Consider the following 22,606-nt stretch of genomic DNA (forward strand, 5'->3'; position numbering starts at 1 on the left):
AGATGTTCTGTAAAAGATATGGCTCCCGTCGCTCAGATGCCCCGTTGGCAAACTGCGTTGCAATTCAAGCGCATTATTACCGCGAGCGCGTCGTTGTCTTTACTGCGGAACGCCGTCCGGTCGCTTTGGGCCGGTTCGAACGGACTCGCTCCCGATTTAGCACTGGATGTCGTTGATCTCAGGGTTTTGTCATTTCAGGCTCTCGCGTTCCGCCATGCCTCAGATCGTTCACAATCGCTCCGAATACGAGGCGAGAATCGACGAAATACCGGCGGAACATGCGCCGCGGCTGCTGGCCGAAGCGCCAAAGCCACTCGAGGCCGACCTGCTGCATCCAGTGCGGTGCGCGCCGAAAGGTCCCTGCGTGAAAATCGAGTGCCGCCCCGACCGAAAGACAATATGCATCACCAAGTGCGTGGCGATGGCGATCAATCCAGATTTCGGATTTCGGAGCTCCCACCCCGAAAATGATGTGCGTTGCTTGCAGAGCCGAAATCTGCGCAACGAGCAATTCGCTGGCGGCCGGATCAGATTCGAAGCCGAACTCCGGCACATGCAGCGCAAATTGCGATGAGTCGAACCCTGCCTCGACCAGGCGCGTCCGCAGTATTTCGGCCGTGCGCTCACTCGGGGCGACAATGAAGGGCTTATGCCGCGAGGCATCCAGTCTTTGAAAAACGATCGGAAAAAGGCTGGCCCCGGTCACTCGCTCCTTGATCCCGATTCTGCGAAGACGCGCATACAGGAGGATCGGCATGCCATCGATGGTGGCCTTCCAGGCATTGCGATAAGCTTGGCGGAAGGCTGCGTTGCGGCGAAGATTGACAACGTGGTCGACGTTCATCGTGACCAGGTGCTTGAGACCTGCGCCCTTCGGGAGCACGGGGCCGCAGAGTTCATCCGCGATCTCGTGCGTGGATTCGCAACTGAACGTGATCCCGAACATGGGCGAAGAACGCAATTGGCCAGTCATTTTGTTCATCCCGGCTTCTGGGTTACTTGCTGTTGGGAGACGCATTGTCGAATTTCAAGAATGGGTTCTCAGGACTCTCCGCTTGATAGATTCGTGACCACTGGCGCCCGATTTTCCATTTCGTATAGCGCGAGCGGAACCAGCTCATGCTTTTGTCCCAATCCGATCGGAAATAGTATTCCAGCGAGGCGGCCATAAAGCCTGCTTCGATGTAGTCGCGACATTCCTTTGACCCCATCCCGGTGCGATCGAGAGGGTGATGTCGAACAAATTCATCGGCTATGGCGCTCAATTCCTGTCTGGCTTCAGCGTCGATGCCGGGAAAAGCAATGTCGGGTGGGCTGACCTCGCGAAACAGATACCGGAACGCGACGGACGCCACATAGTAGTTCCCGACCGGACTGAGGTGGACGTCATCGTCAAAAATGACGGCCAGTCTGTCCGCAGGTGCGCGCCCGGCAACGATGCGGAGCGATCTTGGGGCGATGAGCCGTTCGGCCAGCGCCGCGAGCGCCAGGCCCATCGGCATCGACGCGATCCGATCTGGCCTGCGGTCCCGCTCAAGCGATTGATTGACCGTATTGACGATGCATCGCCATACAGGCGCTGCTGCCAGCTCATAAGCAATCCAGCGCTCGGGCGATGATTTGTTGTCGACGGACAGCCAGGGTTCGAAGAACAGGGTTCTGCCCTTCGGGTTGGCCTGAATGAAGCGGTCGTGAAGCTTCCGCAGGCTGATCAGGGTATCCTGCCAGACCAACGAACCAAGTACACCGTGCTGTTCGGTTACAACCAGCGTATCGAGGGCGCGGCCGTCCCCGGGCCTGGTCGCGAACTCGACCATTGGATCGGCGACGCGCCCCCATCGATCGACGCCGTGTCGATAGGGCGTCCCCTGCGCGCTATGGTCGAGCCCATCACGGCGATGCCGGATCGAGGACCCTTCAAGATATTGCAGATTCCAGGCCAGATCGACGCCTGCCGCAACCGACATTTCGTCGAGAATCCGCAGCATCGCCGGATTCGTCAGACTATGCCCCGAAACATACAGCCGTCGCTTCATGTCCTGCGAGGCCCGCTCGTCCTGTGGTGTTGACGTTGGTGGGATCGTATCGGCGGCCTTGCTTGCCGTAACGTCAGTCATAAGAACGAGGCTGCCGCAAAGTATCATGTTCCGAAAGAAAGCGGCACAAATCACGCCTGTCACAATTGCCACCGAGTTTCAGATCAACCACTACTTATTGCATACTGCCCGGACCTATCCGCATCGAATAGCTCGGAAAATTACATCGAAACGAATGTGAGTCAAATTGTTAGACGCCCAACATGCGCTCTACGAGCTAAAATGACGATCTTTTGGCTTTGTGATTAACGCTCGTCGCGAGAGTCGAGGTCGCGTGTTGTGATGGCACGGCAGCGAGCATGCCCTAACGTCAACGGGCTTGAACGGCGCGACTGTGTTCGGCGAGACTCGCGATCGCCACCGTGGCATTAACGTAACTCGGGGATAATTTTCACCGATGAACCTCGGTATCGTTGATGGCCCCTTTAACGATGTGTTAACGTAAGTTGACTGCGCCGGGGCTGACATGAGTGTCTTAAATTCAAACGAAGTAACACCTCATGTTGTGCGAGTTGATCGCGATCGGATGCGGCTGAGCTATGAGCATGTCCAGACGCTCGCCTTCTCTATCGACGTTATTTTGATCGTTGTCGCTAGTATATTTTCGGGTATTATCTATCATTTGGTTATTTTCTCCACTTCTGGAGATATTATTCAATACACTTCATTTGGATTTTTGACGGCAATAATATTTACATTTTCTAATCATTTTAGATCTTTGTATGCCGGTCAGGAGCTTCTGGATTTTCATAAACAGGTCCGGAGCATATTGTTTAATATAATACTTACTTTTTTCGTTTTGACATCTATTGCGTTCAGCCTGAAGATTTCGGTCTTGATATCCCGCGGCTACGTCGGGTTGTTTTTCTTCGCGACTTTGCTGAGTCTGGTGGTCAGCCGTGCGGTCTGGCGGCATTTCTTGCACATCGCCCTGGATCGTGGGTTGTTCGTGCGGCGTCGGATATTGGCTATATGCGAAGATGATCGTGATCTGGCTGGCCCTACGATCACCGAGCTCCGCCGTTATGGGCATATGCCGGTCAGTACGCTCAACATTCCTGCCGGCGACGTATCTCAGGAAGACATCCATGGCCTTATCCGGCAGGCTGCGACGGCTTCCCAAAATCTATCGATCGACGAGATCGTCATTGCTATTTCGATACATCGACTCAAGATCGTAACCCAGCTTGTCGAGGAGCTTCGTTCACTGCCGCTGCCGGTGCGGTTCGCGTTCGACGGTGCGTCAGCCGAGGTGATATCGCGGCCGGCGCACCAGTTGGGCGGCATCCTGTCGTTCCAGGTGCAGCGGCACCCCTTGAGTTTTTCGGAAAGCGTCCTGAAACGGTCGCTCGACATCGTCGCGGCATCGGCAGCGCTCATTGCTCTTGCGCCGACGATGCTGCTGACGGCGGTTGCCATCAAGCTGACCAGCCCGGGGCCGGTGTTGTTCAAGCAGATGCGCTTCGGGGTGAACGGGAAGCGGTTCCAGATCTTGAAATTCCGAAGCATGTCGGTCTTGCCGGAGGGCGCGGATTTCAGGCAAGCATCCAGGAACGATGCGCGCGTTACCTGGGTCGGCAGAATCATTCGCCGGACCAGCATCGACGAGTTGCCGCAGTTCTGGAACGTCTTGCGCGGCGAGATGTCGATCGTCGGCCCGCGCCCGCATGCGGTCGCTCACGACGAGGCCTATGAAAGCCTGATCCAGCGCTATGCGATGCGACGATTCATGAAGCCGGGACTTACTGGTTGGGCGCAGGTCAATGGCAGTCGGGGTGAAACTCCGAACGTTGAAAGCATGGTGCTGCGGGTTCAATATGACCTGTGGTACATCGATAACTGGAGCATCTGGCTCGATGCGTCGATCATGTTCCGAACTCTGTTGCTACTCTGCAATCCAAAGGACGTTTACTAATTTCCCAATAATGTAGAAATTCAAGTCGACGTGGCGGCGCACTTGCGGATATTCTTCTGTTTCGGTGGTGTTTATCTGCTTCGTTCAAAAGCGAGTTGGTGCGTAGGAAATGGCAATGTCGGGGACAATCGTCGATTGCACCACGAGCAAGACGAGTGACGCAGTCAGTTTGTATCGCCGCACCATGGGGCGCCTCGCCGGCGGGGTCGCGGTGATCCTGTCAGGCACCCGGGAGGCGCCGGTCGGAATGACCGTCAATTCACTGGTTTCCGTGAGTCTGAATCCCTTGCTGCTGCTGTTTTGTGCCAGACTTCATAGCGCGACGGCTGCAGCGATTGCCCGCAGCGAGGTGTTCTCGGTGAACATCCTGACGGAAGGGCAGATCCGCGCGTCGGTTCATTTTTCGGGAAAGCACGCGGATTTCGACACGGCCGACCTTCAGGCTCGTGACGAGCATATCTGGATGAAAGACAATGCAGGCACGATGCTTTGCCGTGTCGAACGCATCCATCGCGCCGGCGATCACGACATTATCATTGGCCGGGTCGACGACGTCATCGCCGGAAGCGAATTGCCGGCGCCGCTGATCTATCATGAAGGGCAGTACTATTCACTCGGAAGCGCCTGCGCGCTTCCCGAGCGTGGAGACAGCAGGGCGCTTCGCCTGTCCGTCCCGGATGGTTATGAAGGCCGTCCATGACTGAACTCGGTTCATGTGCGCCCCATCGTCGCGACGATGATTCGACCGCGCCGGGAACTGAGCATGGCGGCGCGCCTGCGCGGTCGGTCGGCATCGTCATCATCGGCCGGAACGAAGGACAGCGGCTTGTCGATTGTCTGGCGTCGGTCGCATCGGCGCATGCGCCAACCGTGTATGTCGATTCCGGATCGACGGATGGCAGTGTCGCAGCCGCACAGGGCGGGGGCACGGCCATTGTTCGTCTCGACATGTCCCGGCCGTTCACTGCCGCTCGCGCGCGCAATGCAGGGTTCCGCGAACTGATCGGCATTTATCCCGATCTCGATTTTGTTCAGTTCGTCGATGGCGATTGCGTGCTCGACCCGCGCTGGATCGGTGCCGCGGTCGATTTTCTGAACAGCCGGCCCGACGTCGCGCTGGTTTTCGGGCGGCGGCGCGAAATGCATCCGGATGCGTCCATCTTCAACGCGATGTGCGATGAGGAGTGGAATGCTCCCGTCGGACAGGCGCTTGAGTGCGGTGGCGATACCCTGATCCGGGGCGACGCCTTCAAGGCGGTGCAGGGCTTCTCGGACACGCTTATCGCGGGCGAGGAGCCGGATCTGTGCGTTCGGCTGCGAACCAATGGCTGGAGCATCTGGCGGTTGGACGCGGAGATGACCCGCCATGACGCCAATATCACTCGCTTTTCGCAGTGGTGGCGACGGAGTGTGCGCGCGGGCCACGCATTCGCAGAGGTCTCCCGCCGCCATGCGGGCTCGGAATTCGGGATATGGAAGCCCAGCCTGGTCCGCGCTGTCGTCTGGGGCGGGCTGCCCATTGTGGCCGTCGCTGCCGCTTTGCTCTGGCATCCCGTCTTTGTCATGCTTTTGGGGCTCCTGCCCCTCCAGGTGATCCGACTGGGATTGAGGCGACCCGAGGGGGCAAAGGAGCGGTGGGCCCACGCCTTCTTTTCGGTGTTGGGCAAATTCCCGGAATTCCAGGGCGTTGCGAGATTTTATGCCTCCCTTCTCCGAAAAGGGGACAGGACCATCATTGAGTACAAGTGATTTGTCAGTACGGATCCACCGGATCGATCCGACGCGTTGATCCTTAAGCCGCCTTTTCGCTGTTTCGACGCGTTGGAGCGCGGCGCTCCCGGAAATCGGGACGAGTGAGAACGCCTGAAGCCGTTGACACGAGACGGCCGCGCCATGTTCGCAAGACAGCGACAGAAGGCGGGCGGGCGTAGCTGGCCTCAATCGCGCATCAGGTTGGCATCTTTCGAGGAGCGATCCCGATTCTTGTCCCGGCAGAAATCCGGCGTCTGAGAATGCTGCCGGACACAAGGCCATATCGGTGTTTCTCTCCCTGCTCTCTGCGAGGGATTTGCGCTGGCGTTGAGAATTCTGATGATCCTGTGACGAAATTTGGCCGGTTGTGGCATATTTGCGCTAGGCTTGTGCGACATACGATGCGTATCGCTATGGTGGTGCCTGTCCTAGCGTGATCTAGTTCGGGTGATGAGCCAGTGGCCGGATTCCATGCCATGGGTGCTTCGATCGTCTGGGTGGAGCTCAATTGACCAGTTACAGGTTCTTGAAGCTGCTGAAGTGCTTGGCTGATCGCCGCCGTGTGATCGCCGCCTTCGGCCTTGCGCTTGTTTCGGGCGTTTCGACGTCTGCGTTGTCGCAGACGATGGATGCGGCTTTGTCGCGGGCGTATTCGGGCAATCCGACGCTGAATGCGCAGCGCGCCTCGGTTCGCGCCACCAACGAGAACGTGCCGCAGGCGCTGTCGGGCTATCGGCCGCGGATCACGGCCTCGGCCGATATTGGCGCCAGCATCACCGATTCGAACCTCCCGGGCCTCGGGAGCGCGACCTCGCGGCTCGGCCCGCGCGGCGCCGGCGTGCAGATCGACCAGAACATCTTCGACGGCGGCAAGACGCGCAGCTCCGTCGGCCAGGCCGAATCGCAGGTGCTCGGCGCCCGCGCGGCCCTGCGCAACACCGAGCAGAACGTCCTGCTCGATGCCGCGACCTCCTATATGAACGTCTTGCGCGACACCGCGATCCTGACGCTCAACCGCAACAACGTCGAGGTTCTGGAGGAGCAGCTGCGCCAGACGCGCGACCGCTTCCAGGTCGGCGAGGTGACGCGCACCGACGTGGCCCAGGCCGAGGCGCGCCTGTCGCAGTCGCAGTCGCAGGCGATCCTGGCCGAATCGAACCTCAAGACCTCGATCGCGCGCTACCGCCAGAATGTCGGCGCCGAGCCGAAGCAGCTCGCGCCCGGCCGCCCGGTCGAGAACCTTTTGCCGAAATCGCTGCCGGCCGCGCTCAACGGCGCGCTCGTCGGCCACCCCGCCATCATCGCCTCGCTGCATGGCGTCGATGCGGCGGAGCTGCAGGTCAAGGTCACCGAGGCCGATCTCTATCCGGTGCTCGGCGTGCGCGGCCTCGTGCAGCAGCGCTACGACGTCACCAGCTTCGGCGACAACCGCACCTCGGCCAGCGTCGTCGGCACGCTGACGATCCCGATCTACGAGGGCGGCCAGGTCTATTCGCGGACGCGGCAGGCCAAGGAGACCGCCGGCCAGCGCCGGATCGAGGTCGACAGCCAGCGCGACACGGTGCGCGCCGCGGTGGTCTCGGCCTGGGGCGCGCACGAGGCCGCCAAGGCCCAGATCGTCGCCGCCCAGGCCCAGGTCCAGGCGGCGGAGACCGCCCTCGCCGGCGTGCGCGAGGAGGCCAAGGTCGGCCAGCGCACCACGCTCGACGTGCTCAACGCCCAGCAGGAGCTGGTCAGCGCCCGCTCCACCCTGGTGACAGCCCAGCGCGACCGCGTCGTCGCCTCCTATGCCGTGCTCTCCGCCATCGGCCGCCTCTCTGCCGAAACCCTCAGGCTCAAGGCCGAGGTCTACGACGCCAGACGGCACTACGACCAGGTCAAGGGACTCCTCTGGGGAACGCAGACACCAGACGGACGGTGATCAGGAATCGGCTGGCCCTTCTTTCCGGTCGCACAGAATGGGTGGTGGGCCAGGGAGCTTCGGCAACAGGTTTGACACGGCCGCCGTGCCGTGAAGACATGACGATCCGGCAGCGCGCGCCACGTCGAACCGAGCTTACTCATTCGTCGTGCCGTCGAGTGGCTCGATCGTCGCGATCTCGCGTTGCCATCACCACCGTGAAATCACCTGACAGGCGGATGTCTCGTCGCCTTGGTTCAATGAGCGAATTCAAAGTCTGTTGCCGACATCAATCGGATAATGTGCCGAATCTGGCGCGTTTTTCGAAGTCTTATTTATTCGATTTCTCGACAATACTCAGATTTTTCCGCATCAGCCCAGCGTTCTTTTTCGGGTTATCGCTCGTCTCCTTGTCTTCCGCAGGTGACCTCGGAGTGGGGGATGCTAATTTCAGTGCGATCTGCCGGCGGAGCTGCTCCCTCCTGGCGTAGTGGGAGATCGAAAATGGCCGTTTCATTGAATTCGTTTCCTGCGCCGCGTGCGTATAACGGGAGAGCGTCGAAATTGTTGCGTCATGCATTTGGATGAGGCGACGTCTCGTGCCGAGACCGAGCGGATTTTGCATTACGGCCGCCATGGCGGCAGGTCTCGCCGATCGACACAAGGATGATGCGCTGGAGTGGCCGGGAAGGGGCATTGGATGGCCAGGTGACGAGAGGCCTTCGAGGCTTGCCGTAAAATGCTCAGATCCGTAGCGGCCGCCGGAGGCCAATAAAGTGATTGCGGTGGTTGCCGGCCCTTGTTCAAGCGCCAAGCATCGTGTTTCCAAACTCACCGCGGCACATTTTTCACCTCGGCGCAGACTGGTGAACTGCGTGTTACGCGGCAAAAGATGTGGGGGGCGGACGTAAGGAGAGCCGGCTGGCGCTTGGAAGTTACTATATTTCGAGTTGAGCTAAACCATTGGTAGATTTGGATCTCTGGCTCGAATAGTATCAATCGGGGCGCGGTTTGAGGGCGTTGATGATGTTTCGCGTTGCATTCATGCTCATTCTGGGAGCGTGCATCCTGAGTTCGGCGGCCCGAAGTGCCTCACTGCCGGAAGTCCATGAGATCACGATCGCGACGCCGGACACGATCAGCATCGAGATCAGGGATCCGCCGTTCAAGCCTGGCGCCATCGTGCCGCTGTCGTCGCCCGCGGGGTCTCGCGGCGCCTGGATCAATCAGGCCGGGGAGTGGGGGCTCGTCGTCGGTCGGCAACGGACACACCTCCGTCGTGCCGATATCGCTCCGGAAACCTATCTGGACCGAGCGGTGATCGATCGCGCCGGTGACTATGGTTCGATTGGCCAGCGCAAGGTCGTCAGCGTCTATCGGAAATCCGTGCCCTATGATTCCGGCATGTGGCGAGGGTCGAGCGGCGAAACAGCCTTGGGGGCCAGCTTCAAGCATTATGTGTATCTCAAGCTGGATGGGCCGTTAGCGCAGGGCGATCACGTCATCCGCTGGCCGGGCCAGCAATTGCCGGAGACGCGCTTCTCCTACAACGAACGGCAGACCCGCGCATCGGCAATCCGGGTGAACCAGAACGGCTATGCGCCCATCGATGAAGGCAAGATCGCCTATTTGTCGCTTTGGCTGCCGGGCGCGCCCGATGAGGGGGCGGTCGACTATCGGCGCTACGGGGTCAAGGACTTCGAGATTCTCGATGCCGATGGCTCGGTCGCCTTTTCAGGCAATGTTACGCTCGGCCGGTCGCCCCGGGATCCAGAAGAGGGCACGGGATTGCCCGCCGGGCTCATCGATTATCCGAGCGTTGGAAGACCTGGCCTGCGTCCCGCCAGCGTCTCACGGCAAAATCCGGTCACCTTCAGGGCTCCCTCGCATGGCCTGAAAGACAATCAGCTCGTCGCCCTGGCCGGCTTCACCGGCGCGCTTGCGAAGCTCAATGGAACCGCGACCATCGCGAATGTGACCGCGAACGAGTTCTCGCTCGTCGATGTCGAGGGCCGGGCGCTCGCCGAGGTCAGCGGCCAGATCGGTACCGTCGCACCGATCAATCGCGCGAACCGATCCGGAACCTTTGTTTTTCGCATCGACTTCTCGCGCTGGCGGCCGGACCGCGAAGGCAACTACCGGGTCCACATCCCAGGCCTCGGAGTCTCGGACGCGTTTCGCGTTGCTGAGGATGTGTGGTCGCTGGCTGCCAGAACGGGCGTGGCGGGCCTCTACAACCATCGTAGCGGCATTGCGATCGATGGGCGCTTTGGTTACCGGCGGCCCATTGCCTTCAAGCCCGGTCCCGACTTCCCGATCTATCAGAGCAAGTTGCCCTTCGTCTTCAGCATCGAGAGCGGCTTCGGCTCCGTTCCGTTTTCGGCGGGCACGTCGGCCTCCTGGCTCGAAGGGCCGGCGGAGGCAGCCAATCTTTGGGGCGGCTATATGGATGCCGGGGACTGGGACCGCCGCATCCAGCATATCGAGGTCAGTTATGCACTGATGGATATGTTTGAACATGCCGGAGCGCGAGCGAGGTCGATGCCCCTCGGCATTCCAAAATCCAGCGAAGTCCTCAGTTCAACGACCTATGCAGGCAGTGACGATCTGCCCGATCTGCTGCACGAGGTGATCTGGAACATGGACTTCTACCGTCGGATGCAGTTGCCCGACGGTCGCGTCCGTGGCGGTATCGACAGCGCCGAGCACCCTGTTCTCGGCGAGCCCAGCTATCTCGAGAGCCAACTTGTCTTTGTCTACGCGCCCGACCATGTTTCCGGCTTTCGTTATGCGGCGGCGGCTGCCAAGCTGGCGCGGATCCTTTCGGGTCTCGGCAAGGCGGATTTGGCCAAGCTCTATGCCGACAGTGCAGCCTCTGCCTGGCGCGCTGCGGAAATCGGCTACGAGGCACCCGATAAATTCTACGCCGATGCCCTGGAGGCCGCGAGAAAGACCAATACCGGCGATGTCATCAACTGGGCGGCCAAGAAGGCGGATATCCAGGCTGTCGCCAAGACCTACCGGGTCGCGGCGGCAGCGTCGCTTTACCGATTGACGGATGACCAGGCGCTTCGACAGATATTCGAGAGCGCCTGGGCCGAGGGCCTCGATGTGGTGTCACAGGGGGATGGCGCCTGGGAGTACGTCAATCTTCCCGCAGGCAAGGCAAATGGCCAGGTTCAACAATCGATCAAACAAGCCTTCGCCCGCTCGGTTGACTATATTCTCGCTCCGCATTCGACGGCGACCTACATGAGTTTGAAGAACGCCTATACACCGGCCGGTTGGGGGCAGGGGTTGGCGCCGGATTACAACGCTTTTCAATTGTTGGTGCGAGCTCATGTCGTCACTGGAAACCGCCTTATATTGCAGGCGATGCAATTCGGGTCTGCCCATATACTTGGGGCAAACCAGGTCGGTCTGAGCTTCACCACCGGGCTGGGAACGCGAAATGTCAGACACCCGCTGCATGAGGATCATCGCGCCATGGGCGTGGACGCCCCGCGGGGCATAACGCTGTATGGCTGGGCGCCGCAGTCGATGACATCCTTCGACTGGCTCTTCGGCGAGGAGTGGGCGCCCCTGTCGGATACGGCCCAGCGGGGCGGCGTGCCCTATAAACGAGTCGCCCCCGACCGCCTGGCCTTGCCGTTCTACGAATATCTGATCGAGTATCCGGGCGTCGTCGTGCAGCAGGAATATACGATCCATCAGAGTATCGGGCCGAGCGCTGCCCTGTGGATCTACCTCTACGGCATCGAGAGGCCGAAGATGCAGTGAGCCCGGTTCTCTGCGCTGACGGAGTCGTTCGGCCTCCGGCCATGTCAGCCGGCTACATTTTCCGGCATTGCGGTCAAAGATCGGTGCCGTAGCTCTCAACGCAGCTCCGGCATGACGCCGGCCGAACGTTTCCAATGCAAGGCACTTTGGCCAGATCACTGGCAGGCCAAAATTTCCGGAGCTGTTATGCTTTTGTCATCACGAAATATAATCAGAGGCGTCGGCTGGACGACAATTTTATATTTCATTGCTGTTGGCTTTCGCTTTGTCTCCAGCGTGATCCTGTCGCGATTGCTGGCGCCGAACATCATGGGCATGATGGTAATCATCAATACCATCCGCCTGGGCGTGGAATTGTTTTCCGATATTGGCATCGGCCAGAACATCGTTCAGAATAAGAACGGCGGTCGGCCGACTTTTTATAATACGGCGTGGATTATCCAGATTGCCAGGGGATTTTTTCTCAGTTCAATTTTGTTCTTATTCGCCAGAACGTTTTCGGAATATTATCAAGTCGACGACCATATGATCCAGGCGGCTTCTCTTAGCCTTGCCTTGGCAGGTTTCATGTCGACATCGATATATCTGATGCAGCGCCATCTCAAAATTGTTCAGTTGTCCGTGTTTGAATTGTCTCAAGAGGTGATGGCAAGCACGATAGGAATCATTGCAGCTATAATTAATCCATCGATATGGTCTCTGATTATTGCTGGAGTCATTTCGACGGCTATTCGGGTTATCCTGACGCATTTTCTTCCCGGCGCAGGGCAAATGCTGATCTTTTCGAAGAAGCATGCGGGAGAGATATTTTCGTTCGGGAAGTGGATATTCTTGTCGTCCCTGCTCATGTTCATGAGTTCGAATTTCGATCGTTTGTTTCTTGGGCAGGTCGCGCCCCTCGCCATGCTGGGCGTCTACGGGATCTCGCGGGCCATCGCCGATCTGCCCAGTGTCCTGGTCAACAGACTGAGCCATTCACTGGTGTTTCCCGTTATCGCCTCGGCCCGCACGGTGCCTCGCGCGGAGGTCCGCGCAAGGCTCTCGCGTCTTCGCCTGAAACTACTCGCTGCCGCGGCCATCGCACTGGCGGCGGGGATCAGCGTCGCGGATCTCGTGGTCCATGTGATCTACGACGACAGATATCTCGATGCCGGCTGGATGCTGATCGTGCTGCTCAGCGGCGTGTGGCTTTCGATCCTCGCCAGCCTGAATGAGTATAGCCTCCTTGGATTGGGGCGCCCGGTCTACGGCGTCATCGGCAACACACTGAAGCTGGGCGCTCTCATTTACGTGCTGCCTCACGCATTTGCCCAATACGGCATGTTCGGGGCGGTGGTCGGCATCGCGATGGCCGATTTGCCTCGGCTTTGCATTTTGTTGTTTGGTCAGTTTCGCGAGCGATTTTCCTTCATTCGACAAGATATCGCCACGACGATTCAGCTCGCGCTTTTCATCGTGATTTTCTCGGCTGTCCGCTATTATTTCGGGTTCGGCACGCTGCTCGACACTTTGCCTATCCGATAGAATGCCGGCGGCGGGGCTTTCAGCCGGTTGCCCGGCGCGCGCAACGTCATCCCTATCCGCTTGGCGTTGCGCGGTTGGTGTTCGATGCCGGCCTCCGCCAGCGCGTCTCGCCAAAAGATAAATTTTTCCAAGTTCTAGAACGCGAACGCGTCTCACGCGACCAAACGACATAACGGTTGTGGAGGCGATACATCATGGCTCCGGAAGGCATGACGTGATGTTTCGAAACAAGCGAACCTTACAGTGGCGGACCGGCAGCCTGAGGCTTGCGTCGGTTGGCGCATCCGTGGTCACTATCCTATGGTGGTGCGGTTTGATCTGGGTCGCTCAGCGACCGATCTGGTTCTGGTAACGAAGGTCAATGGTCGTGACTGGCACGTGTTTCGGCAGTTCAAGCCTTTGCTTCGTCGGCTGGCGCAGCAAATCTTGGTGCGTGGGCCTTCAAACATCCGAAACACAGTCGATGCTGCGCTCGGAGGCCCGGTGATCACACTCTTTTCTGCCGTCGTCACCTTGGCAGCCGTCATGCTGTCCGCGCTCGCCTTGATGTACTGCTTGCAGGCGCTTTTGGCGATTTTGCCGATGCGAGGCGTGGTTGCGCCGGTGCGGGCGGAAGGCGAGAGGGGCCGGGTGGGCATCGTCGTTCCAGCGCATAACGAAAGCGCGGGCATTGGCGCGCTTCTGGCGATGTTGCGCGAGCAGTTGCGAGAGGGGGACCGGCTGATCGTCGTGGCGGATAATTGCACCGACGACACGGCGGCGGTGGCGCGAAGCTTCGGAGCGACGGTGCTCGAGCGGGAACACGAGACCGAGCGCGGCAAGGGCTATGCCCTGGATCACGGCGTCCGATTTCTCGAGCGCGATCCGCCTGAGATCGTCGTGTTCCTCGATGCGGACAGCCTGATCGAGAAGGACACATTGTCGGTGCTGGCCGAGACCTGTCACAGATTGGGCCGGCCTGTGCAGGCGAAATATCTGATGACGCCGCAAGCGGGCTCCCGCATCGACGCTCCGGTCGCTTGCTTCGGCCTGCTCGTGAAGAACCATGTCAGGCTTCTCGGTCTGCGCAAGCTCGGCGTGCCCAGCCATATCACGGGCAGCGGCTTCGCCTGTCCCTGGGGCGTCATCCGGGATGTCGAGCTCGCCAATGGCCATCTCGCGGAGGACAAGAAGCTGGGGCTCGATCTGACGGTCGCCGGTTACCCGCCCTATTACTGCGAGGACGCAGCGGTCTGGAGCGACGTGCCCTACACGGCCAAGGGAACCAGGACCCAACGCGATCGCTGGGAGAGAGGCCATCTGTCGCTGGTGCGGGCCGCCCCGCGCTACATGCTGGAGGCCTTCAGGCATCGGGACGCCGGCTTGTTCCTGCTCGCGATCGACACGGCCGTTCCGCCGATGTTCCTGCTGATTTTCGTCCTGGCCATCACGGCACTGGTTGCCTTGCCGATCGCCTTGTTCGGCGGAGCCATTCTGCCGTTCTGGATCGCCTCGCTGACCTTATGCCTGGTTCTTCTATCGACGGTGGCCATCTGGTGGATGCTTGGCCGGAGCTTGCTGCCGGTGCGGTCCCTGCCGGGACTGTTGCCATTCGTTGCGTCCAAGATCGCGATCTACGCCGGAGGCGCACTGAGGTCCTCGGCTGGGCAATGGATCAGGACCGACCGCAGCAAAGGGGAGAACTGACGCGTCGGTCCGCTGTGTCGCAGCTCCGGCGCCCGACGCGGCAGCGCGGTGGTGCGCAACTGGAGACCTATGCCGCTTCGCTCAATCGCGATTGCGTAAACAGCCGATGCATCTGCTGCGTGCTCGTGGCCGGATCATGCATCTGGCCGACCTGGCGCCAGCCGGCTTCGCCCATCCGCTCCGCCGCGCGATGATCTGACAGGATGGACTGGATGGCATCGGCGAAGGCGGATGCGCTGCCAGGCCCGACCAGACGACCGTTGACACCGTCCAGCACCAGCTCCGGTATTCCCCCGACATTGGTTGCCGCAACCGGGCGCTTCTGCGCGAAGGCTTCCATCAGGGCGATGGGAATCCCTTCGCCATAGCTTGCGAGCACGGCAAGGTCGGCTTGCGCGATGTGTTCACGCACCTCTTCCGGCGTCCGGATTCCGACCATCGTAACGGCGCTGTCGAGCTCGGCCTGGGCGATCCGTTGCCGGATTTCATCGTCGAGCGGCCCACCGCCAACCAGCGTACATGAGAACGGGAACCCCCGCCGTTTCAGGATCAGCAGCGCGGCAATGAGAATATCGTGCCCCTTCTCCGGCGAAAGCCGGGCGACGCAGACGATGTGGTTGCTGCCGGGAAGGGGCGGGATGATGTGCTGTTCCGGCAAGGCATAGCCGCACCGGACAACATGGATCTTGTCGGCTTCGGCCGCTCCGACGTTGTCGACCAGAAGCCGCTGGCCAAACTCACTGATGCAAACGGCGAAGGCGCATTCGCGCACCTTGGCGGGATGGCGAAAGGCCTCCGGCTCATTCAGATCGATGCCGTGGAAGGTGATGCTGAACGGCAGCCCTGCAAGCTTGGCCGCGATCATGGCCGTGTTCGAGCCTGCGTTGCCGAAATGGCAGTGCAGATGCGCTGCGTCCGCGCTGACGATCCAATAGGCGAGCAGGATCGCCTCCGCCCAGTAAGCCATCCATTTGAATTTGCTGCGGAGGCCCTTGGCCCCCGACACGGCATCGACGAATGTCGAACACAGGGTCAAAGGTCGCGTGAAGCAGGCCCAGATCACGGCGGCCACGAACGAAAAGACGGCAGGCGGGACCAGCCAGCGGGTCTTGCTGTGTTCGTCCCTGGCCGTCTCGTCGACGATGTGGTGGTCCTTGGGGCGCCTCACCGAAAAGCGCAATACCTCGATGCCCGTCTCCTCCAGAGCGCGTATTTCGCGCTCGATGAAGGTGTGGCTCGGGCTCGGGTAGTGGCTCACAAGATAAGCGACCTTCACGGCCTTGATCCCCGGTTGAACAGGCGCTGGGCCAGGCCGCTGATCTCCATGCGGAAAAGACCGTCGGACGGGAGGCCGCGACGGTCACACAAGCGCTGTTGGCTGATGAACCAGCGCTTCAGCGTAAAGCGCTCGAGCGCGTGCGGATCGTTGACCCCCTCCCTGACGGAGGTCGCATAACCGTAACCCGCTGCGGTCGTGGCCCGGGCGACGCGGTCGTCGCAATCTCCGTTCGGATAGCAGATGCCGGTTATGGCTTGTCCGGTGATCGCTGCGAGGGCGGCGCGCGACTGCTGCAGTTCGTTCGTCAGCGTGCGGTCGTCGCATTGCGGCAGCAGCGGATGCGTCATCGTGTGCGAGCCGATCTCGTGCCCTTTCGAGACCAGCTCCCTGAGCTGGGGCGAGGTCATGATCCGGTCCACGGCCGGAATGGCGACGGCGCCCGCTTGCCTTTGCAGCTCCGCAACCCAATCCTCTCGCTGCGACGGCGAAAGCTGCTTTGCCTTCGACATCGCCTCGCGGGCATTCGATGCATCCAGCATGAGATCCCGTTGCGCCAATGCGTTCCACGCCAGTCCCGCCCGGTCATACCAAGGCACGATATCCGTATCGACCAGTCCGGCGACGACAAAGAATGTCGCCTGGATACCGTATTCCTGAAGGATGGGGGCGGCCAGAAGACAGTTGTCCTGATAGCCGTCGTCAAATGTGATCGCAGCGAGCGGGCGGCCGGTGCCGCCACCCTCGATCTGTCGCAAGGCCTTCTCCAGCGGCAAGACCGTATAGTGCTGTGTCAGCAGCCGGCAATGTGTGCGCAGAACATCAGGTGTCACGACCAGGTCGGGGTCATGATAGGCACTTCGCTGGGGCTCGGGCAGGACACGGTGATAGCAAAGGATCGTGAGATGGCCGCGAAGGCTCGCCTCTCGGCGTGTCATAGCACCCGATCCGGCGACCAGGCTGGCGATCGAATCCCGTAATCGCGCTTTCATCGTCGCCCGCTTTGTCCTGGCTCGCCATCGGGCCGCGTTGAGACCGTGCCGATCGGCGCCATCGCGAACCATCGTAGAAGGCCGCCGCGCTGCTGTCGCCCAGCTTCCGAGGTTTTGCAATGCAGCATTATTCTCGAACATCAATGGCGCGCATGCAACCACTATCGATATTTTTCCCTAGCGTTCCTGCCGCATACGGCGAATGACGAGCCATATAACAATGGCGTAGATCGGAATTTGATTCGCTTGTCGCGAAATTATACAGAGCCGGCGCCGGTATCTTTGAACAACCAGCTATTATTAAAGATAAAATTCAGTCAATACGACTCGTTCGCGGCGATATTTAAGGATGTCCTATAAATGTACTGCTTCATGTTTCGTGTCACTTAATTGACTGACGCTGAGGCGGTCGCGATATCGCCGGCCTAGAGTACAGGATGACGTAACGTCATGCTGATGAAATTCCCGAATTAAAACAACGTCCCTCTACGAAAATTAAGGAAAACTTCACTTATGGCTTGCCTGAGAGCTTAAGAAGGCGTTAATTCCCGGCGAGGGCAGCGATGGCCGTTTGCCCCATTATGGGACGCACAGGGAAGCATCCAATGAAAAAAATGACGGTTTTGGCGCTGGCGCTGGCCAGCTCGACGTCACTCGCTCATGCGGCGGGCAACGAATCGGTGATCGGCCAGATCGGCGCCGAGAACAGCGCTGTCGTCGGCCAGCTCGGCGGCAACAACAAGCAGGGCACCCTGCAGGCCGGCTACAAGAACTCCGCCACGACCTCGCAGACGGCTGCCGGCTCCAACACCAATGAATCGGGCATCGGCCAGATCGGCGCCCGCAACGTCGCCGAAGTCGGCCAGACCGGCGGCAACAACCGCCAGGGCACGCTGCAGGTCGGCGTCCGCAACTATGCCGTCACCTCCCAGACCGGCGTCGCCACGGCCGGCCGCCTGAACACCTCGGGCACCGCGCAGTTCGGCTACAAGAACGTTTCGCTCGTCGGCCAGACCGGCGGCAACAACGACCAGACCACCGTGCAGATCGGCTCCCGGAACCGTTCGGTGACCGGCCAGGAGACCAACAAGCTCGGCGCCACGAATGGTGCTGGCACGCTCCAGATCGGTTCCAAGAACGACGCGACGACCTCGCAGGTGTCTTCGGGCACGGCGAAGGCGGCTGGGCCTTTGAGCTTCCTTCAGGCTGATGGCAAGGGTGGTGAAAACAACGCCACGACCGTTCAGATCGGCCGCGGCAACGTTGCCGTGACCGGGCAGGCCAGCATCGGTGCCCCCGGGTTGATTGGCGTTGGTGCGACTCGCGGCGTCGACAACAATGCCGCCACGCTGCAGGTCGGCCGCGAGAACTTCGCTTCGACCTCGCAGAGCGGCGCGCGTCCGCAGGTTCTCCCGGGCACCTCGAACGACTCGTTCATCGGCCAGTTCGGCGCCGGCAACGTCGCCCTCGTCGGCCAGACCAATGGTCTCAACGGTCAGGCGACCGTGCAGGTCGGCTCCAAGAACTCGGCGATCACCACGCAGTCGAACGTCTCCGCCGTCACCGGCCTGACGCAGAACGCTGCGGCGACCTTCCAGGTCGGCGCGCGCAACTACGCCAACACGACCCAGGTTGCCAATCCGCTGAGCCTCGGCGTGAACGGTTCGCTGGTCGCGCAGATCGGCGCCGACAACTCCGCGGTCGTCGGCCAGACGGGCCTTCAGGGCATGATCGGCGCCAACCTGCAGCAGACCATCCAGGTCGGTGCCGGCAACTTCGCCTCGACCTCGCAGATCGGCAGCAGCTCGGTGAGCAACTCGTCGGTGACGGCGCAGTTCGGCTACAAGAACGTCTCCGTCGTCTCGCAGAAGTAAGCCATCCAGGAACGGCGGGCCTTCCGGCCCGCCGTTCCACCTCGTTCTCGCGCAAAGCGGAATGTGGCGATGCTGTTCAGGTCATTCCTCCCCGTCTCGATCAGATCGGCGGCCGTTCTGGGCGCCTGTCTCGCCTCATCCCCGAGTCCTGGTGTCCCGATGAAGCCACTGCCGACCGATGCGGAGCTGCAATGCCAGATCCGGGCCGAGAATACCGGCTCAGCTTTGCGCCTGCAGGCGGTCGCACGCTCGCAGTCGCCGGCATCCGGGCAATATCGCCTGTCCATTCTCAAGCAGAACGCGAGCGGCACGAGCCAGAACATGCAGAGCGGCAGCTTCTCCATCGGCCCGGGCCAGGAGCGTGTGCTGACCACCGTTCTGCTCGAGCAGGCTGCCATCGGCCATTACGAGGCCTCGCTGTCACTTGAATCCGATCACGGGAGCATTTCATGCACTTCGCCCTGACACCCCGGTTTACGCGGTGCCTGGTCGGCGCTGTGGCAGCGCTCATGGCACAGGGGCTTTCGTTCTCCCCCGCCGCTGCCGAGTCGGCCTATGTCGAGCAGAGCCAGGCTGGCGCTCGGCTGCCTGTCCACGCACTTCCGATCGCCAATTCCCATTCCGGCGTCGTGCCGGCGGGCCGGTCGGGGCCGGCCATTCCCCGTGTTGCCCCAGAGGCAATCGCGGCGGCTGGCCGAAACTTCGCTCAGACAGTGCAAATTGGTAACTATAATCAGGTCGCGCAAATACAAAATGGCGCGAATAATCAGTCTGCCGTTGGTATTATCGCAGGAAATGCTAATAATGTAGGCGTGTTGCAGGGTGGTAACAACCTACGTTCGAATCTCGTGCTACTTAATACGCAAGGATTGTCGGTAGGGGTCATTCAGCCAAATGGATCGGCCCCAGTTAATATGCTGATTGCCAGGTTGCCGAATGGCGGTTTGTTGATCAAGCGATAATGATTTGGCGGTAGAGTTGTGAAATTCAGTGGGAGCACAGCTATGGCGTTACGGACTGTGGCTATTGTTACGATGATTGGCTTTCTCGCGAGTTCTGCGGCTGTCCATGCCGGCGAGCAGGTCTATCGCCCCACCAACCCGACCTTCGGCGGCAACGCTCTCAATGGCAGCTTCCTGCTGTCGACGGCGCAGGCACAGGGCAAAGGGGCCAAGTCGGGCCAGCAATCTCCGGATCTCTCAGGCCTGACGGGCGCGCTCAGCGGCATTGGCGGAGCTGGCCAGGCACCCGTCGTCGTCATCGGCGGCAATGGTCTTCCGGTCGTCCCCGCGTCACCCTGAGATTGTGGCGCCGCTAGAAGCGCCAACTCAGCCCAAATAGGTTTCACGGTCCATGAAGCGTATATCATTACAGACGGTTGGCGCGATGGCACTCGCGCTCGCCGCAAGCGGTTGCGTGCTTTCAGGTACGGCGAGCGATCCCATCACGCAGCCGGCCACGATGGTGCCCGATACGAAGACGGGCGTCGTTCTCGATCGACTGCCGCCCCCGGCGCAGAAGCTCGACGTCGCCGTCTACAGCTTCCCGGACCTGACCGGACAGAACAAGCCGAACGACAATTTCGCCGAATTCTCGCGAGCTGTTACCCAAGGTGGCAGCGCGATCCTGTCCGATGTCTTGACCAAAGCCGGGAACGGCGCCTGGTTCAACGTCATCGAACGCAATGACTTGCAGCCGCTTCTGCAAGAGCGGCAGATCATTCAGAACACCCGAACGGCTGTCGAGGGCAAGCGTGCTCAGGGCCTTCCGGCCCTGCGTTTCGCCGGAATTTTGCTGCAAGGCGGCCTGATCGGCTACGACACCAATGAGACGACCGGCGGCATCGGGGCCAATTACCTCGGCATTGGCGGAAGCACGCAATATCGTCAGGATGTCGTAACCGTCGCGTTGCGGGCCGTGAGTGTTCAGACCGGGCGCGTCGTGGCGTCGGTGACGACGACAAAGACGATCTATTCGGTGCTGGTCCAGGGAAGCGCGTTCAAGTTCGCCAAGGTCGATCACATTCTGCAGGCTGAGGCCGGCTTCACCAAGAATTCGCCGGCAACGCTCGCCGTGCGCGAAGGCATTCAGCTGGCGGTTTATTCGCTGATCTTCGAAGGCGTCAAAGCGAAGCTCTGGGATTTTGCTGATGTCCCTGCTGGAATAGCTTTCATGAAGGCGCTGGATGAGCAGAAGAAGGCCGTGAATTTCGATATGGTCAGCACTCAGCCGGCTTCGACGGCCGCGCTGCCGCCTCCGCCCGTGCTGACGAAGGGCGCGCTCTAGGCCTCATTCAGAGCCTTGGATCCACCTGAGCCGGTGACGGCTCGGGGGATTTGGACTGAATACGTTTTCTCGATCGATGCAGGCAATCCCGTTGCTGTCGCCGTGCTTATCGCGTCGGCGGGCGGGCTTGCTGCGTTGCTGTATGACAGGCGGGGTCTGTGGTGTTTTGCTGACCGCATGTCAGGGGCCGGTCTGCCGATCCCGCAACGGGCCCGCTGGAGCCCACCGGCTTGATCCGCGTGCTCGGGGCGCCTTCGTTGCCCGAGAATATACGACCTTGGGCCTGATTGATCTTGGCTTCCGCTGAGCTCGCGCCGTGGCGGACAGGGCGAGCTTTCGCAACGTCGACGCGCCGAACCTCGACTTGCTGCGCGCAGCCGCCAAGGCAGCAAACCAAAAGCGCGGCTGTGCTGAGCGTCATTCTTCGCATTGGGAAGTCCCCAGGGCTCTACCTAGAATAGGTTGTCCCGATTCAATCCAGCAAAATCCAAGACGCCGCTGCATTTACATTTTACCATCATAACGGTGTTGGCCCCGGGCGCTAGTGTATCTTTGCCGCATTGTTGTCGCAGCGTCATGTCGAGGCTCGACTTAGAACGCGTCGACGCAACGTCCGGGAATTTCGATTCTAAAGCTTTGTTTACTCCTGCTGTCGATATCTGGAGGTGGTTTTGTCATCGAGGTGCCGCCATGCTCAGGCTTATCATGCTGCTTCTGGCTGGGTATGGAGCGCAGGCGACCATATCGCCCGGGCTGGCCAGCGAGGCGTTCATCCCACAGCTTGCAATGGGGAAAGCCCAGAGCGCCATCGCATCGGCACGCCTGGCCACCGCGGCCTTGCTGAGCACCCCGATCCCCGTCAAGCGCCTGGCGGACATCCAGCCCCGCCAAGGCGCTCAGGGCAGCGAGAATTATTCGTTTGTTGCCCAAACGGGCGCTTTCAACAGTGCTTCGATCACCCAGCAGGGGCATGCGAATTCTTCGGTGGTGACGCAGCAAGGCCAGAGCAACATCGCGCGTGTCGTCCAGACGCGGTAGCAGCGGCTCTCTGCGGGGCTTCGAATCACGCGTGGGCGGAGCGAGCGCCGGCACGCTGGCTGCCTTGATGAATCCATTGGCGTGGTCGGCAAAAGCCGTCAGCCGATCCCGCACGCACCGCTAATGCGCGACCATGACGCGCAGGGAGCCGATCTTCAGTTCGGTGTCATCATCGTCGATCAATGCGCGAACGCTGATGAGGCCCGGCCCCTCGATCTCCAGCGGTGTGAACACAAGGCTCGCGGCTGCGACAATGAATTTCGGCGTAGCCGGCACATCGCCCAGCTCGTCGATGAGCCGGCCCTGCTCGGCCTGACCCGGAGCCTCGATCCGTTCCGTCACAATTGGCTCGGCATGTCCAGGAACATAACAGCGCGCGAGGATGAGCCTGAACGGCTGGCTGGCGGGAGAGAGTATATGAAGATGGACACAGAATTTCGGTAAAATGAAAGGGAAGGAGGCCGGCACAAACATCACTGAATTGTAA

The 22,606-nt window shown here is 60.4% G+C and carries 18 protein-coding genes; 13 read left to right on the forward strand and 5 right to left on the reverse strand.

Going from position 1 to position 22,606, the window contains the following annotated elements; all coding sequences use genetic code 11:
• Positions 1-178 precede the first annotated feature (178 nt).
• A complete protein-coding gene (locus tag C8D03_RS14790) occupies positions 179-982 on the reverse strand; it encodes a WecB/TagA/CpsF family glycosyltransferase (RefSeq protein WP_181300982.1) in 804 nt (267 codons plus the stop codon).
• Between the two features lie 13 nt (positions 983-995).
• The gene (locus C8D03_RS14795; RefSeq protein WP_146170177.1) at positions 996-2,117 is read right to left on the reverse strand and encodes a hypothetical protein; all 1,122 of its coding nucleotides are present in this window, start codon (positions 2,115-2,117) and stop codon (positions 996-998) included.
• Positions 2,118-2,622: 505 nt separating this feature from the next.
• Here C8D03_RS14795 and C8D03_RS14800 point away from each other — a divergent pair.
• The 7 genes from C8D03_RS14800 (at position 2,623) to C8D03_RS14830 (ending at position 14,653) form a co-directional block, all read left to right on the forward strand.
• Positions 2,623-4,011 (forward strand): undecaprenyl-phosphate glucose phosphotransferase, encoded by a 1,389-nt coding sequence (locus tag C8D03_RS14800; protein WP_181300985.1) that lies wholly within the window; start codon positions 2,623-2,625, stop codon positions 4,009-4,011.
• A 115-nt stretch (positions 4,012-4,126) separates the two neighbouring features.
• Positions 4,127-4,711, forward strand: coding sequence for a flavin reductase family protein (locus tag C8D03_RS14805; protein WP_181300987.1), 585 nt, complete (start codon positions 4,127-4,129; stop codon positions 4,709-4,711).
• Positions 4,708-5,760 carry a glycosyltransferase family 2 protein gene (locus tag C8D03_RS14810; RefSeq protein ID WP_108047245.1) on the forward strand — a complete coding sequence of 351 codons (1,053 nt, stop codon included), beginning with the start codon at positions 4,708-4,710 and terminating at the stop codon, positions 5,758-5,760. The genes C8D03_RS14805 and C8D03_RS14810 overlap by 4 nt, the downstream gene beginning before the upstream one ends.
• Positions 5,761-6,376: 616 nt before the next feature.
• Entirely contained in the window at positions 6,377-7,684 is a 1,308-nt protein-coding gene (locus C8D03_RS14815) for a TolC family outer membrane protein (RefSeq protein ID WP_248308478.1), read from the forward strand.
• Between the two features lie 1,002 nt (positions 7,685-8,686).
• Positions 8,687-11,443: a glycoside hydrolase family 9 protein gene (locus tag C8D03_RS14820; protein WP_108047247.1), complete on the forward strand. Its 2,757-nt coding sequence runs from the start codon at positions 8,687-8,689 to the stop codon at positions 11,441-11,443.
• 111 nt (positions 11,444-11,554) lie between these two features.
• A complete protein-coding gene (locus tag C8D03_RS14825) occupies positions 11,555-12,967 on the forward strand; it encodes an oligosaccharide flippase family protein (RefSeq protein ID WP_108047249.1) in 1,413 nt (470 codons plus the stop codon).
• 300 nt (positions 12,968-13,267) lie between these two features.
• On the forward strand, positions 13,268-14,653 hold the full coding sequence (locus tag C8D03_RS14830; protein ID WP_108047251.1) for a glycosyltransferase family 2 protein: 1,386 nt from the start codon (positions 13,268-13,270) through the stop codon (positions 14,651-14,653).
• A gap of 67 nt (positions 14,654-14,720) precedes the next feature.
• Here the strand turns inward: C8D03_RS14830 and C8D03_RS14835 are convergent, their stop codons facing one another.
• Together C8D03_RS14835 and C8D03_RS14840 are read right to left on the reverse strand one after the other, a co-directional pair.
• Positions 14,721-15,929, reverse strand: coding sequence for a glycosyltransferase family 4 protein (locus C8D03_RS14835; protein WP_108047253.1), 1,209 nt, complete (start codon positions 15,927-15,929; stop codon positions 14,721-14,723).
• Complete coding sequence (locus C8D03_RS14840) at positions 15,926-17,062, reverse strand: polysaccharide deacetylase family protein (protein WP_108047255.1); 1,137 nt, start codon at positions 17,060-17,062, stop codon at positions 15,926-15,928. The genes C8D03_RS14835 and C8D03_RS14840 overlap by 4 nt, the downstream gene beginning before the upstream one ends.
• Positions 17,063-17,526: 464 nt before the next feature.
• Between C8D03_RS14840 and C8D03_RS14845 the strand changes: the two genes are divergently transcribed.
• The 6 genes from C8D03_RS14845 (at position 17,527) to C8D03_RS14865 (ending at position 22,119) form a co-directional block, all read left to right on the forward strand.
• Positions 17,527-18,795, forward strand: coding sequence for a hypothetical protein (locus tag C8D03_RS14845; RefSeq protein ID WP_108047257.1), 1,269 nt, complete (start codon positions 17,527-17,529; stop codon positions 18,793-18,795).
• A gap of 159 nt (positions 18,796-18,954) precedes the next feature.
• Positions 18,955-19,260, forward strand: a complete 306-nt coding sequence (csgH, locus tag C8D03_RS14850) for a curli-like amyloid fiber formation chaperone CsgH (protein ID WP_108047260.1) — start codon at positions 18,955-18,957, stop codon at positions 19,258-19,260.
• The gene (locus C8D03_RS26175; protein WP_146170178.1) at positions 19,245-19,757 is read left to right on the forward strand and encodes a hypothetical protein; all 513 of its coding nucleotides are present in this window, start codon (positions 19,245-19,247) and stop codon (positions 19,755-19,757) included. The genes csgH and C8D03_RS26175 overlap by 16 nt, the downstream gene beginning before the upstream one ends.
• Before the next feature lie 72 nt (positions 19,758-19,829).
• Positions 19,830-20,096, forward strand: a complete 267-nt coding sequence (locus C8D03_RS14855) for a curli assembly protein CsgF (RefSeq protein WP_108047262.1) — start codon at positions 19,830-19,832, stop codon at positions 20,094-20,096.
• An 85-nt stretch (positions 20,097-20,181) separates the two neighbouring features.
• The gene (locus tag C8D03_RS14860) at positions 20,182-21,081 is read left to right on the forward strand and encodes a CsgG/HfaB family protein (protein ID WP_108047264.1); all 900 of its coding nucleotides are present in this window, start codon (positions 20,182-20,184) and stop codon (positions 21,079-21,081) included.
• A gap of 690 nt (positions 21,082-21,771) precedes the next feature.
• Entirely contained in the window at positions 21,772-22,119 is a 348-nt protein-coding gene (locus tag C8D03_RS14865) for a hypothetical protein (RefSeq protein WP_181300993.1), read from the forward strand.
• 120 nt (positions 22,120-22,239) lie between these two features.
• Here the strand turns inward: C8D03_RS14865 and C8D03_RS14870 are convergent, their stop codons facing one another.
• Positions 22,240-22,593: a hypothetical protein gene (locus tag C8D03_RS14870; RefSeq protein WP_248308479.1), complete on the reverse strand. Its 354-nt coding sequence runs from the start codon at positions 22,591-22,593 to the stop codon at positions 22,240-22,242.
• Positions 22,594-22,606: the final 13 nt, after the last annotated feature.

Origin of the sequence: Bosea sp. 124, from assembly GCF_003046175.1 — a bacterium.
Classification (GTDB): domain Bacteria; phylum Pseudomonadota; class Alphaproteobacteria; order Rhizobiales; family Beijerinckiaceae; genus Allobosea.

Excerpts from the sequence above, each read along its gene's own strand:
- C8D03_RS14790 (WP_181300982.1), bottom strand. The coding sequence starts at position 982 with ATGAACAAAATGACTGGCCAATTGCGTTCTTCGCCCATGTTCGGGATC.
- C8D03_RS14795 (WP_146170177.1), bottom strand. The coding sequence starts at position 2,117 with ATGACTGACGTTACGGCAAGCAAGGCCGCCGATACGATCCCACCAACG.
- C8D03_RS14800 (WP_181300985.1), top strand. The coding sequence starts at position 2,623 with ATGCGGCTGAGCTATGAGCATGTCCAGACGCTCGCCTTCTCTATCGAC.
- C8D03_RS14805 (WP_181300987.1), top strand. The coding sequence starts at position 4,127 with ATGTCGGGGACAATCGTCGATTGCACCACGAGCAAGACGAGTGACGCA.
- C8D03_RS14810 (WP_108047245.1), top strand. The coding sequence starts at position 4,708 with ATGACTGAACTCGGTTCATGTGCGCCCCATCGTCGCGACGATGATTCG.
- C8D03_RS14820 (WP_108047247.1), top strand. The coding sequence starts at position 8,687 with ATGATGTTTCGCGTTGCATTCATGCTCATTCTGGGAGCGTGCATCCTG.
- C8D03_RS14825 (WP_108047249.1), top strand. The coding sequence starts at position 11,555 with ATGACGCCGGCCGAACGTTTCCAATGCAAGGCACTTTGGCCAGATCAC.
- C8D03_RS14830 (WP_108047251.1), top strand. The coding sequence starts at position 13,268 with ATGGTGGTGCGGTTTGATCTGGGTCGCTCAGCGACCGATCTGGTTCTG.
- C8D03_RS14840 (WP_108047255.1), bottom strand. The coding sequence starts at position 17,062 with ATGTTCGAGAATAATGCTGCATTGCAAAACCTCGGAAGCTGGGCGACA.
- C8D03_RS14845 (WP_108047257.1), top strand. The coding sequence starts at position 17,527 with ATGAAAAAAATGACGGTTTTGGCGCTGGCGCTGGCCAGCTCGACGTCA.
- csgH (WP_108047260.1), top strand. The coding sequence starts at position 18,955 with ATGAAGCCACTGCCGACCGATGCGGAGCTGCAATGCCAGATCCGGGCC.
- C8D03_RS26175 (WP_146170178.1), top strand. The coding sequence starts at position 19,245 with ATGCACTTCGCCCTGACACCCCGGTTTACGCGGTGCCTGGTCGGCGCT.
- C8D03_RS14855 (WP_108047262.1), top strand. The coding sequence starts at position 19,830 with ATGATTGGCTTTCTCGCGAGTTCTGCGGCTGTCCATGCCGGCGAGCAG.
- C8D03_RS14860 (WP_108047264.1), top strand. The coding sequence starts at position 20,182 with ATGGCACTCGCGCTCGCCGCAAGCGGTTGCGTGCTTTCAGGTACGGCG.
- C8D03_RS14865 (WP_181300993.1), top strand. The coding sequence starts at position 21,772 with ATGCTCAGGCTTATCATGCTGCTTCTGGCTGGGTATGGAGCGCAGGCG.
- C8D03_RS14870 (WP_248308479.1), bottom strand. The coding sequence starts at position 22,593 with ATGTTTGTGCCGGCCTCCTTCCCTTTCATTTTACCGAAATTCTGTGTC.